Origin of the sequence: Clostridium sp. BNL1100 (assembly GCF_000244875.1) — a bacterium.
In the GTDB taxonomy this organism is placed as follows: domain Bacteria; phylum Bacillota; class Clostridia; order Acetivibrionales; family DSM-1351; genus Ruminiclostridium.
The window spans coordinates 809,451-821,518 of record NC_016791.1 but is presented as its reverse complement, the minus strand read 5'-3'; the positions used below and the strand labels follow the sequence as shown (position 1 = coordinate 821,518).

At 37.1% G+C, this 12,068-nt stretch carries 11 protein-coding genes; 4 read left to right on the top strand and 7 right to left on the bottom strand.

Features of this window, described 5'->3' with window-relative positions:
- Nucleotides 1–56: 56 nt before the first annotated feature.
- Nucleotides 57–842, bottom strand: a complete 786-nt coding sequence (locus tag CLO1100_RS03585; RefSeq protein ID WP_014312395.1) for a dihydropteroate synthase — start codon at nt 840–842, stop codon at nt 57–59.
- 2 nt (nt 843–844) lie between these two features.
- Entirely contained in the window at nt 845–2,602 is a 1,758-nt protein-coding gene (locus tag CLO1100_RS03580) for a bifunctional homocysteine S-methyltransferase/methylenetetrahydrofolate reductase (RefSeq protein ID WP_014312394.1), read from the bottom strand.
- Between the two features lie 211 nt (nt 2,603–2,813).
- On the opposite strand from CLO1100_RS03580, the gene CLO1100_RS20170 reads away from it, so the two are divergent.
- Entirely contained in the window at nt 2,814–2,990 is a 177-nt protein-coding gene (locus tag CLO1100_RS20170) for a YjfB family protein (protein ID WP_014312393.1), read from the top strand.
- 91 nt (nt 2,991–3,081) lie between these two features.
- On the opposite strand, the gene CLO1100_RS03575 is transcribed toward CLO1100_RS20170, so the two are convergent.
- Genes CLO1100_RS03575 through CLO1100_RS03565 form a run of 3 tightly spaced genes read right to left on the bottom strand, consistent with a single transcriptional unit; the run spans nt 3,082 to nt 6,178 of the window.
- Nucleotides 3,082–4,497, bottom strand: coding sequence for a penicillin-binding protein 2 (locus CLO1100_RS03575; protein WP_014312392.1), 1,416 nt, complete (start codon nt 4,495–4,497; stop codon nt 3,082–3,084).
- A 25-nt stretch (nt 4,498–4,522) separates the two neighbouring features.
- The gene (locus CLO1100_RS03570; RefSeq protein ID WP_014312391.1) at nt 4,523–5,722 is read right to left on the bottom strand and encodes an FtsW/RodA/SpoVE family cell cycle protein; all 1,200 of its coding nucleotides are present in this window, start codon (nt 5,720–5,722) and stop codon (nt 4,523–4,525) included.
- 27 nt (nt 5,723–5,749) lie between these two features.
- Nucleotides 5,750–6,178, bottom strand: a complete 429-nt coding sequence (locus CLO1100_RS03565) for an FHA domain-containing protein (RefSeq protein ID WP_014312390.1) — start codon at nt 6,176–6,178, stop codon at nt 5,750–5,752.
- Nucleotides 6,179–6,443: 265 nt separating this feature from the next.
- Here CLO1100_RS03565 and CLO1100_RS03560 point away from each other — a divergent pair, with 265 nt between their 5' ends.
- The 3 genes from CLO1100_RS03560 to CLO1100_RS03550 all read left to right on the top strand — a co-directional run bounded on the left by CLO1100_RS03560 (nt 6,444) and on the right by CLO1100_RS03550 (nt 9,007).
- Nucleotides 6,444–6,710, top strand: coding sequence for a DUF1294 domain-containing protein (locus CLO1100_RS03560; RefSeq protein WP_014312389.1), 267 nt, complete (start codon nt 6,444–6,446; stop codon nt 6,708–6,710).
- 105 nt (nt 6,711–6,815) lie between these two features.
- On the top strand, nt 6,816–8,321 hold the full coding sequence (gene spoVB / locus CLO1100_RS03555) for a stage V sporulation protein B (RefSeq protein WP_014312388.1): 1,506 nt from the start codon (nt 6,816–6,818) through the stop codon (nt 8,319–8,321).
- A gap of 62 nt (nt 8,322–8,383) precedes the next feature.
- Nucleotides 8,384–9,007 (top strand): HAD family hydrolase, encoded by a 624-nt coding sequence (locus CLO1100_RS03550; RefSeq protein WP_014312387.1) that lies wholly within the window; start codon nt 8,384–8,386, stop codon nt 9,005–9,007.
- A 1-nt stretch (nt 9,008) separates the two neighbouring features.
- Here the strand turns inward: CLO1100_RS03550 and CLO1100_RS03545 are convergent, their stop codons facing one another.
- Entirely contained in the window at nt 9,009–10,490 is a 1,482-nt protein-coding gene (locus tag CLO1100_RS03545) for an MFS transporter (RefSeq protein ID WP_014312386.1), read from the bottom strand.
- A 132-nt stretch (nt 10,491–10,622) separates the two neighbouring features.
- Nucleotides 10,623–11,957, bottom strand: a complete 1,335-nt coding sequence (locus CLO1100_RS03540; RefSeq protein ID WP_014312385.1) for an FAD-dependent oxidoreductase — start codon at nt 11,955–11,957, stop codon at nt 10,623–10,625.
- Nucleotides 11,958–12,068: the final 111 nt, after the last annotated feature.

Sequence of the window (12,068 nt, the reverse complement as noted above, 5' to 3'; positions counted from 1 at the left end):
AATTTTATAAAATATTTTATCATATATGCTACGTTTATTCTGCAACTATTTTTTTATTATTTACTTCTAATATAACCCAAGTATTCCATACAATATTCGTCAAGGCCTGCTATCATTTCAGCAGTATAAATAGTACTTTTAATCTGTTCATTGGTTATGTCCACAATACCGCTGTCAAGTCCCGCAAAAATTGCAGCTGAAAGGAAAACAGAATTGATATCTGTCCTTTTAGGAAGTCCGAAGGAAACATTTGAAACTCCGCAAATAAGGTGAACATCAGAATGAGCTTTCCGGACCCCTTCTATTGTTCTTATTGTTATGGCTGACGCTTCACTCTCCACAGCTACCGCTTCTGCAAGGGCGTCAATGTATATGTCGGTATTTTTAATTCCTTCCTTGTTCATTATTTCAATTAACTTAAGTGAGTTTTCCACTCTTTTTTCCACCGTTTTGGGAATACCTTCGGAATCGATAGGCAGCCCTACAACCCCTGTCTTGTAACTCTTAGCCAACGGGAGCAGATCATTTATTCTGTCCTGAAGAGTTACGGAGTTTATTATTATATCCCTGCCCGATAAAAGAGGCAGGGCCTTTTCTATTACAACAGGCGAGGGTGAATCAAGCATGATTCCACAGTCTGTATTTTCCAGAACAATATCCAGAATATATTTTAGCATTTCGAACTCATCTTCTCTGAATATTGCTGTGTTAATATCAAGATATCTTGCCCCTGCCTCCTGTTGACTTATAGCTATTTGCCTGATAGCTTCGGTGTCCTTGGCTTTCATTTTTTCAAACATTTTAGGTATGGAACTGTTTAACTTCTCTCCAACTATTATCATTTTTATATCTCCTTAATTTTTTTTATCAATTCACATATTACACCCGTTCTTTTAAGCGGAGTCATAAGATAAAAGCCGGAGACATGAGGATAAATTTCCTCAACAATATCCATTGTAATCTCCATTCCCAACTTTTCTGATTCTTCACGGCTTCTATCCCGGAATTTTTCTATTGTTTCGATATCTATATCTATTCCCGGAACCTCATTATTTATAAACTGAGCATTTTTGTAGCTCACTATAGGCATAAATCCTGCGAATATGGGTACGTTCAGGGCTTCAACCGCTTTTTGCAAATTTTCAACCGCACCTTTTGTATAAATTGCCTGAGTAAGAAAACAGCTGATGCCGTTTTCGATTTTAGTAAAAGCCTTTTTTAACTCGGCACTAAAATTTACTGCATTTACATTTAAAGCTCCGGCTATTTTAATGTCCTGTCCGCAAAAAACATTACTATTTAAGCTTTTAATATAATTTGCAAGATTGGAAGAATTAAAACTGAAAACTCCTTTTATCCTGCTACTTTCGATATTTGCAATAGGGTCGCCTGTAATAACAAGCACGTTCCGTATTCCTTCTATATGCACACCCAAAAGTGATGCCTTTATCCCCAGAAGATTTTTATCCCTGCAGGTTATATGGGGCATAACGGGTATAGCTACTTCCCGCTGTATTTTTGCAGCCATAATGGTACTTTCTGCCCTTGCTTTTGCAAGAGGTGAATCAGCAATAGTAATAATATCTGCCCCTGCCTGTTTAAGAATGAGCGTATCCCTGAGCATGTACTCCCAATTAGTATCAAAGGGAGGGTCCACTTCTACCAGTATAGGCTTTTTATTCTTAACAAGTCTGTCCAGAATATTTTCATATTCAAGGTCGCATATCTCCATATGAGTGCTTATATCTGTGTTGGATTCGACAGGTTGTGGGCTGGTTAATAACTTTGCAGCAGCAGCTATATGACGTGGTGTGGTTCCGCAACAGCCACCAAGAATTTTAACTCCCAACTTCATTATATCCAGAAGTTTTTCGGCATAGTACTCGGAATTGTCATAATAAACGGTTCTGCCTCTCTCTGTGCCCGGATATCCCGAATTGGGCATTATAATAATATTTTTACCCCTGATATCCGCTTTTTTAATTAGACGGTACATATGAGCAGGGCCACTGATACAGTTAAGCCCAACCGCATCTACAAGACCGCTGGCATACATTTTTTCCATTATATCAATATAAAAAAGTCCTTCTTTTGAGTAGCCGTCGGGATAAACTGCGAAAGAAGTAATAATAACCGCATCAGGCAAACGTAAACGTATGTAGGCTGCAACCCCCGTCAAGATATCAGTACTTGAAAAGGTTTCAAACAAAAAGTTTTTTGCCCCGCATTCCATGAAAATATCAACGATTTTTTTATATTCTTCTTCGGGATTGGCTCCTTTTCCGTCAGGTATCGGGCCAATATCTGCAAAAACCGCTACCTCTTGTCCTGAACAAGCCTGTACGGCAATGTCATATCCCGATTTTATAATTCTGTCAACCTCCGACTGTTGACAACCCAGTGAAAAACGGTTTGCACCAAATGTATTTGTTTTAATGGCATTTACACCGGCTTGTATGTACTCTAAATGAATATTTAAAATATTTTCTCTTTCACTAATATTAGCAAATTCACAGGGAGTATTGTTTTTATTCTTTGATGAATAGTAGGTACCCATGGCACCATCAAAAAGGAAATAATCTCTGTTGATGAATATATTCATGTCTTCCTTACCTTTTGTTTTTTATAAAATAGCCGGGTGTATAAGCCACCCTTCATGGAAATTATTATACTTTTTGTTATTAAAGCAGTCAAGGATACAGTTCTTTTGCATAAATACAGAAAATTTGAACTTTTGATATTAAAGATGTAAAATATATTTAATATTATACGAATAAAATATGCATGACTGTTTATGAGAGGAGTGTTTTGAAATGGATGTTGCAGCTGTTTCAATTTCAATGTCTCAGGCTTCATTAGCCCAAAATGTTAATATTGCCGTTGCTAAGCTGGCGATGAACAGTATGAACCAGACAGGTGCGAATTTGACGAAAATGATGGAGCTTAGCGTAAATCCGGGTTTGGGTAGTAATTTTGATGTTAGTATTTAAACTATGATGCAAAATTTGTTCAACAAGAGGCAGGCTCTTTCAATAAGCCTGCCTCTTGTTCTGTTTAGAAAGAGGTATTATTCTGATCTACTTATTTATGAAAATACCTGCTCATAACCTTCTGTGAAATTCTGGCAGCTGCAACTCCTCCGTAGCCCCCTTCTTCAACTATTACTGCTATTGCTATCTGAGGATTTTTATAGGGTGCAAAGCCGATAAACCAGCTGTGAGGGGTTTTGCTTTCAATGTGCTGAGCGGTTCCCGTTTTTCCGCCAACCTGAATCCCACTGACCTGCGCCCTTGTACCTGTTCCCTTTGATACAACCTCTCTCATATACTTTCTTATATCACTTGCATATTCCGCAGATGTAACCTGTTCTACCTCTGACGATTTAAGACTCTGTATTGTATTTCCGTTGTAATCGGTAATTTTGTTAACTAATGTAGGCTTCAGCATAACTCCGTCATTGGCAATTGTTTGAGCTATAAGAGCCATTTGTATCGGGGTAGCAAGTACTTCTGCCTGCCCTATTCCGCTTTGCGCCATATTACCCTTCTCATAAGTCTTATACTTTGGAAATCTGCTTTTATCAATTATAATGCCATCAGAAGGTGTATCTTTATTGAATCTGAAATCCTGTGCCGTTTTATATAAATCATTTTCCAGCCTTATACCCAAGTTTCCGAAAAAGACATTACTTGATTTTACTAAAGCCGTTTCAAGATTTATTTTACCCAGAACTTCCCCATGGTCATTGCTGAGAGAATATCCTCCACCAAGATTCAGCTTACCTTTGTCGTTAAAGGTCTCATTTTTTATACCTTCTATATTCTCCAAAGCACTTACTGCCGTTACGACCTTGAAGGTTGAACCCGGTGGGTACAGCCCTGAAACTGACCTGTTAAGCAGTGGAACGTTTTTACTTTTCACAAGTGTTTCCCAATTCTTGTTAAGGTTGTTAGGATCGTATGAAGGTTTCGATACTATTGCAAGTATTTCTCCGGTATCAACCTTGAGTACCACTACAGACCCCTTGGATGAACCAAGGGCATCATAGGCCGTTTTTTGAAGTTGGTAGTCAAGAGTACTGTAAACGTCATCACCTTTTTTATTAACCTCTTTGAATCCGTTTCCAATCCACGCCAGCAGGGATGCCGATATATTGCTGGACAAATAGCTGTCATACAGGTTTTCCAAGCCTGTTATCCCATACTGTGGGTCATAATATCCCAATGTATGAGCTGTGACTGCACCGCCGTTATATACCCTTTTGTAATCGCTGCTGTTGGACTTTTTCTCACTGACGGAAAGTTCCTTTCCGTTTCTGTCGTATATGGTTCCCCTTACAACCTTGTTTCTGATATCCCACATTCTTCTGTTATCAGGCCTTGTAACTATTTCAGGGCCCTTAACAAGGGTAAAGTAAGCCAGATAACTTATGAGAACAAAAAATACAACCAGAAAAATTATCATTATACGTTTTATATTATTAGTTAAATTATCCATACGCTAATTAAGCCTCCATTGCCATTCAGTCTTCACCTTCCGAAACTTTCTGAATAATACTTAAAGAAAGAAAACTGATTAATAAGGAAGTTCCTCCGCTGCTGACAAAGGGAAGTGTTATTCCCGTCAACGGTATAAAACCTGTTACTCCCCCCACAATAACTAAAGTTTGGGTTGCAATCATTACGCTGAGTCCTGCGGTGAGAAGCTTTGAAAAATTATTTTCTGCATGTATCGCACTTCTTATTGAACGGTAGAAAAGCAGAAAATGCAGGATCAATATGGCAAAACCCATTAACAGGCCCATTTCTTCGCATATTACAGAGAAAATAAAGTCCGATTCATTAACTGCAACATAACCCGGATGACCCATTCCCAAACCTCTCCCGAACAGTCCTCCCGTAGCAATAGCATACATGGACTGCACCAGTTGGTAGCTCTCGTTATAGACATAGGGCCAAGGATTATGCCATATCATTATCCTTCTTTTTATATGATCAAACATCGCATAACTTGCTGCCCCACCCGATGCAAACAGTCCCAGTGAAACTAATACATACAGTTTTTTGGAGGTTGCAAGATACACCATTGTAACAGCTACTGCAAATATAATAAGTGCAGTTCCTAAGTCCCTCTGAATTACCATGAAGCCCAGCGATATTGAAATGACTATGCCGGGTTCTATAAGTTTTTTTCTGGTATTTACATTTGAAAGGGCACTTGCAAGGTATAGTATCAGAAATATTTTTCCGAATTCCGAAGGCTGAAAGCTCATGGGACCGATTCTAACCCAGTTTTTAGCACCCAGTATTTCATATCCTATAAAGGTTGCCATAGACATGAACATTATCGTTCCTGCCAGAAAGACGTATTTTAACCGGGCAAATTGACTAAGTCCTCTTTTAAGGAAAAGTACTACAAAAAGAAAAGCTAAAATACCCAATAAAAGCCATCCCAGCTGCTTTGTAGCAAGCTTGATATTGAGCCTATAGAGCATAATTATTCCTATTGAACATAGCAGCATAGATAAAAGGAATATTATTCTGTCTCCCATGGGATAAAATCTTTTAAGTATCCATGTAGTCAACGCTATAATTACAACCAATATACCGAAAAATATTCCTGCCTTTGGGTCAAAGGGCTTTTTTAACACACCAAGGTTCAGAAATCCGAAAAATAGAAATACATATATTAAAAATTGAAACATCCTTAACTTTTTAGTCATTTGGTTCTCCTAATATACCGGACAGTTTTAATCGTCGTCTGTTACGGTAAAAACCGTCTCTGAGATTCTGATTTCGTCACCCGGCTGCAAACTTTTCTTATCTACCCTGTTGCCGTTTACAAAAGTGCCGTTTGTGGAGTCCAGGTCCTCCAACATGTACCTGCCGTCCTCAAAATAAATTTTTGCGTGGAAGTTGGAAACAGCTCTCGAAGGTAAAACCATTTGATTATTTTTGTTTCTTCCAATGGTGAGCTTACTGCCGATTGGGACAATTTCTCCGTCTTCAAGACTGCTCTTATCAGCAGAATATTCTATTCTCAGCTTCCATCCGAGGTTTTTTCCGGGTTTGCCTCTTTTTAAATCTTTGGATATTATTTTTAATGCATATAAAATTATTATAAAAATTAAAACAACCAATACTATTCTAAATACTACCGAAAGCGAACTAAAATCCATAAGCTCTTGCTCCAGTCAATAAGTTTTTCTTTATTATATATAAACTAAATACATTTTTCAAATCAGCATAGAAAAAATATACATTTCTTTCCAAATGTTATATGTTCTTGTGAGGCATCTCCCATCCTTACGGCTTATCAGTATTGGGAGTGCTGACTTATTTTTAAGATTTTATAGAACAAAATATACACTTTAATTGTATAATAATGTATGATATAAAATATAATACTCTCTTAGTGTAGTTTAAAAATTACGAGGTGCTTATATGCATAAATACTTTATTACAATAGTAATTATCTTAAATATAATAGGTTTTGCATTGGTTTCACTGGATAAATATAAAGCAAAAAACAGGTTGTGGAGAATACCTGAAAGGTCATTTTTTCTTCTTTCCATTCTAGGCGGAAGTATCGGTGTATATATAGGATTACTTACTTTCAAGCATAAAACCCGTCATTGGTATTTTATGACGATCATCCCACTGATAATTATTGCTCAATTTGTTTTTATATATTTTCTTACTAAAAAATGAGGTTTTAAATTGTGAAGCCTCTTTTTTTATGCCTTCTTATGATGGAATAATGAGGTCGCCATTTGAATAACCTTTAATTAACACAGCAAATACGAGGTTTATTTAATGGGACTTGATAAATTTTATAAAAACTCAGCAATACTTACATTATCAAACTTGGTAACAGGCTTTATCGGATTTACATTTTCAATAGTTCTTTCAAAAAAACTCGGAGCTGAAGGACTTGGGCTATATGGGCTTATTATGCCGGTCTATTCCCTGCTGCTTTGTCTTACAACAGATGGTCTTATAACCGCAATTTCTAAAACCTGTGCGGTATATAACAGTAAAAAGGATTATAGGAATCTTCATCGAAGTGTAAAAGCAGCTATATGCTTTCTGGGGCTGTGGAGCATCGCCGTAGCCGTACTGGTATTTTTCAATGCACCGTTTATCAGTAAATATATCATAAAAGATATCCGTGCTTTAAGCGCTGTGAGAATTATATGCCCGGCGCTGATATTTGTCCCAATGTCCGCTATATTTAAAGGCTTTTTTTACGGATTCGAGAAATTCACTATCCCGGCCGGGATAGATATTCTTGAAAAATGCATAAGAATTTCGATACTTCTGGCAACAATAGCTCTGCTACAGCTCAATGATATAAAAAATACCGTTACAATAGCGTATTTTGCCCTTGCAATAGGAGAATTCATCAGCATGCTGCTTCTATTAACAGGATTTAAGCTTGTATCACGCAAACTGAAACCCTCAGGTGTTAAGATACAGAACCCTCTGCAATTGCTGGCGGATGTTCTCGTTATATCCTGTCCGCTGTGCCTGAACGGTTTTATTTCATCGATCCTAACCACAGCTTCAACCCTGATTCTTCCGAGGAGATTAATGAGTGCCGGAGTAAGCTATGATGTAGCTTTACAGCAAATAGGCAAATTTATGGGTATGGCTCTTACAACAGTAAACCTTCCCTTTATAATTGTAGGCTCCATGATGACTGTACTAATTCCGGATATGTCTCTCAGCCTAAATAAAAAAGACATGTGGGGTACCGAAAAAAGGATTTCACAGGTTCTCCGAATATCCTGTATGATAGGGTTGGGAACATTGATTGTTTCAATATGTATTCCTGGAAAACTGGGCTTGTTCTTTTACGGAAGAAATGATTTAGGCAAAATGGTTATGGTGGCCGGTGTATGTAATTTTGTAAGCTACGTGGCTTCCGCCTCTTTCGGGATACTTAACGGACTTGGAAAACAGAATGTAAATCTTAAAAATTCCATTATTGTTTCCGTTGAAAATCTTGTGCTTGTCTTCATTTTAACCGGTATTCCCTCAATCAACATATACGGCATAGGAATCTCACTTGCCGTTACATCCTTGACAGCTCTGATTCTAAATTTATTAGAAATACGTAAGTCCTGTGAGATCAGATTTTCACTACCAAGGGGGGTTGTACTTGCCATATGCGGACTTGCCGGTTTTGCAGCAATGAGAATAGTCAGTATCATTATACCCGACAACTTTATGGTATTTGATGTAATATTGTCCGTTGGTATATGCTTTTTTGTTATATTTTATTTGACAAAATTCTATAATTGTAAGCATAACTGGTAACAATGTCTCCTTTGGTGTTATAATACCTTGTATAATCGAGACAGATAACCGGGAGGGCAAAAATGTTTAACTACATAATATTTGATATTGACGGAACAATGATTGATACCGAAGAAGCAGTATACTATGCATACCAGAGTATTATTTTCAAAAAACACGGCAGATATTTTACCAATGAAGAACTCTTAAAAGGCTATGGTGTTCCTACTCCTGTTTCTCTTGAGAGATATGGTTTTACTGATATTGATGCGGCTTTAAAAGATTACTACAAGTACCTTATAGAAGGCTTTAAAAAATGTACTGCCTTTGAGGGAATACCTGAAATAATGGAAAACCTTAAAGAGTTAAATATCCCAATGGGTGTTGTAACCTCAAGGTGTCAGTATGAAATCGAAGTTGACAGCTGTCTGCAGCAATTCACTAAATATTTTAAAACTATTGTAGCATCTGATGATACTACCCTGCATAAACCAAATCCGGATCCCTTGTTGCTTGCCATGGACAAGCTGAATGCTGTTCCTTCCGAAACGTTGTATATCGGTGACACGGTATTTGACAGAGAATGTGCAAAAAAAGCCGGAGTAAAGTTTGCATTGGCTCTTTGGGGCTCAAATAATGCTGAAAATATAAATGCAGACTTCTTTTTCAAGAAGCCTGCAGATCTGCTTAAAATATTAAAGCTTTAAATTACTTTGCTTCCATATCTCCTATATCATAATCCTGTTCATCAGTATAATTGTCATTGGACTTAGCATTTTTCTTGATTCTGTATAGTCTGACTGCGGTCAGAGTTGCTGCAACCAAGGAAAGTGCTCCAATGAAAATATAAGCGAAACTCATTCCAAAAATGAATTCTGCTTCTTTTCCTTCAACAAAATTCGTTACTTTATAACCAAGCTTAAAACTCATCATTCCGTAAAGCACCAGTGTCGATACAGATACACCGATTACCAGACCAAGGTTTCTGACAAGTGCATTAATACTGCCTGCAATCCCTAAACGGCTTCTTGGTACAGTTGACATAATTAGCGAATTATTAGGTGATTGGAACATACCGTTTCCTATAGCCATCAACGAAATAAACAATATAATTTTTACAGGACTAAAAGTCTGATTAATAGTAGCCATTAAGAAACAGCCTGCACTAAAAATCGCCAGTCCCACAAAGGTAAGCATTTCAGAACCTATTTTATCTGACAAAAATCCGCTAACTGGTGATACCACCAGAAGTATCAGAGGATATGACATAAGATATATTCCCGTTAACCAAGGTGACATTTTTATAATATCCTGAAAATAGAATGGCATTATAATGTTTGAGCAGTTCATACATACAAAAAGCAAAAAACCGCACAAAATGCTTAGTGAAAAAAGCTTATTTTTAAAAATGTTCAGTTGCAGAAGGGGACTTTCAACTCTTCCTTCCATTTTAATAAATAATATAAATGATATAATTGCCACTGCAAAACTTGCCAGAATAATTGGTTTGAGGAAACCTATCTGCTCACCCGACAGCAATGCGGCAAAGAGTGATATTATACTTATAAGAAAAAGGATCGCACCCTTTATATCAAACTTTGATTCACTGCTCTGCTCGTCTTTAGGAAGCACCTTCAAGCCCATAATGAATGCGAAAATACCAATAGGTATATTTATCAGGAATATATATTGCCAGCTTGCTACGTCAACAATGAAACCACCCAGCGGAGGTCCTACAAGAGTACCAAGTGCTACAAAGGAACCTGTAATACCAAGTGCTCTGCCTCTTTCATTCACCGGGAACGCCCTTGTAACTATTCCTTGGTTTGTTGCCATAAAAGCTGCTGCGCCTATAGCCTGAATAATTCTTGATAATACAAGTATATTTAAGGAGGGCGAAACGGCACACAATAACGAGCCTAGTGTAAATACAATAATACCTGTTTTAAATATTTTTACTTTCCCCTTAATGTCTCCCAGCCTTCCGAAAATCAGCACAGTTGCAGAAATAGCAATCAAATACGTTGATACGATTGTTGAAATAGAACCCATTCCAACTGAAAATTTATCTGCCATTACAGGCAGTGCAACATTTACAATGCTACTGTCAAGACATGCCATAAAAGTCAATAATACAATGTTTACAAGGATTAATCCCTTGTTTTTATATTGTTTCTCCGTGTTTTCCATATTTAACTCCATCTAAAAAGTATTAAAACAAATTCATTTTAGAATAACATAAAAATTTTTTCATATCAACTTTAATTATAGTCAAAAAAAGACTGTCTTTAAAAGACAGCCTGCTTTTTTTTAAACCAATGTCTAAATGTCCTTAGCTTGAAGCCCTGCGGTATTAAGAAAATTCCACGGCTTGTTGTAATGAGGTTGGAAGAAAAAGTCTGTAAGTGCCAGCTCATCAATAGTCACTTTCTTTTGAATTGCTAAAGACAATGTATTAGCAGACTGGGTTAAATCCGCCTTTGACAGAATCTGGGCTCCGAGAATCTCTCTTGTTTTGGCATCAAATACTACTTTCAATAATACCTCTTCATAATCCGGCATAAATTCGGGACGGTAATTCTCTCTGATTGTAACTGATTTTATATCAATATTATGAAAGTCTGCTGCACTTTGAGTCAAGCCGGTTGCAGCATAATTAAGTTCGTATATTTTTATTGCTGACGTTCCTTGTGTACCCAAATACTTTACTGTAGGCTGTTCAAGGTTTAGTGCTGCAAGTGTGCCCATTCTGACAGCATTTGTTGCAAGAGGTATATATTTATGTATTCCGATAGGATTATACATGGATGCACAACAGTCTCCGGCAGCAAAGACATCCTTTCTGCTTGTCTGCATATACTCATCTACTATTATGGCCCCGTTAGGCAGCATCTCAAGCTTGTCTTTAAATAATCCTGTGCTTGGCCGAAAACCAATACAAAGAACAGCAAGGTCAGCATCATACTCTGCTTTATCCGTTTTAACCTTTTTAATTTTATTTTTGTTTCCGATGAAATTTGTTACAGTCTCACCCAAGGCTAGCGTAATACCTTTTGCTTTCATCTTTTCTTCCGCAACATCCGTAAACTCTTTGTCAAAATACTTGCTTAGTATTCTTTTTTCGGTGTCTATCAAGGTAACCTTTTTCCCTTTTATGGCAAAGGCCTCTGCCAGTTCTACACCGATATATCCTGCTCCTACCACTACAATGCTCTGAGCGGATTTTTCCTTACTTACTATTTCTTTTGAATGGTTATAATTTTTTGCCGGAAGAACTCCTTCCAGCTGAATACCTTCAATATCAGGAATAATTGGCCATGAACCCGAAGAAATTATCAGTTTGTCATAATTGTCCTCAAAGCTACTGCCCGTTTCCATGTTTTTTACCAACAAGGTTTTTTTATCAATATCTATATCCATTACCTCATGACGCATCCGGGTTGTTATGCCCATCTCCTTTAACTTTTCGGGTGATGAATAAAACAAACTTTCGGGATCCTTTACCACACCGCCAACATAAAGGGCTATACCGCATGAAAGGAAAGAAATATTATCATTCTTTTCATAAACCGTTATTTCCGAACCGGGGTAAAGTTTTACCATATTATTAATTGCTGCCGTCCCTGCATGCGTACATCCGATTACTACTATTTTCATACTATATCCTCCTCTGCTTACATGTAAATATATCCCATATATACCACCTAATATATTTTATAAACAGAATCGGTATACCATTTCTTTTTTATAAATAAAAAGTACATCCAC

Excerpts from the sequence above, each read along its gene's own strand:
- CLO1100_RS03585 (WP_014312395.1), bottom strand. The coding sequence starts at position 842 with ATGATAATAGTTGGAGAGAAGTTAAACAGTTCCATACCTAAAATGTTT.
- CLO1100_RS03580 (WP_014312394.1), bottom strand. The coding sequence starts at position 2,602 with ATGAATATATTCATCAACAGAGATTATTTCCTTTTTGATGGTGCCATG.
- CLO1100_RS20170 (WP_014312393.1), top strand. The coding sequence starts at position 2,814 with ATGGATGTTGCAGCTGTTTCAATTTCAATGTCTCAGGCTTCATTAGCC.
- CLO1100_RS03575 (WP_014312392.1), bottom strand. The coding sequence starts at position 4,497 with ATGGATAATTTAACTAATAATATAAAACGTATAATGATAATTTTTCTG.
- CLO1100_RS03570 (WP_014312391.1), bottom strand. The coding sequence starts at position 5,722 with ATGACTAAAAAGTTAAGGATGTTTCAATTTTTAATATATGTATTTCTA.
- CLO1100_RS03565 (WP_014312390.1), bottom strand. The coding sequence starts at position 6,178 with ATGGATTTTAGTTCGCTTTCGGTAGTATTTAGAATAGTATTGGTTGTT.
- CLO1100_RS03560 (WP_014312389.1), top strand. The coding sequence starts at position 6,444 with ATGCATAAATACTTTATTACAATAGTAATTATCTTAAATATAATAGGT.
- spoVB (WP_014312388.1), top strand. The coding sequence starts at position 6,816 with ATGGGACTTGATAAATTTTATAAAAACTCAGCAATACTTACATTATCA.
- CLO1100_RS03550 (WP_014312387.1), top strand. The coding sequence starts at position 8,384 with ATGTTTAACTACATAATATTTGATATTGACGGAACAATGATTGATACC.
- CLO1100_RS03545 (WP_014312386.1), bottom strand. The coding sequence starts at position 10,490 with ATGGAAAACACGGAGAAACAATATAAAAACAAGGGATTAATCCTTGTA.
- CLO1100_RS03540 (WP_014312385.1), bottom strand. The coding sequence starts at position 11,957 with ATGAAAATAGTAGTAATCGGATGTACGCATGCAGGGACGGCAGCAATT.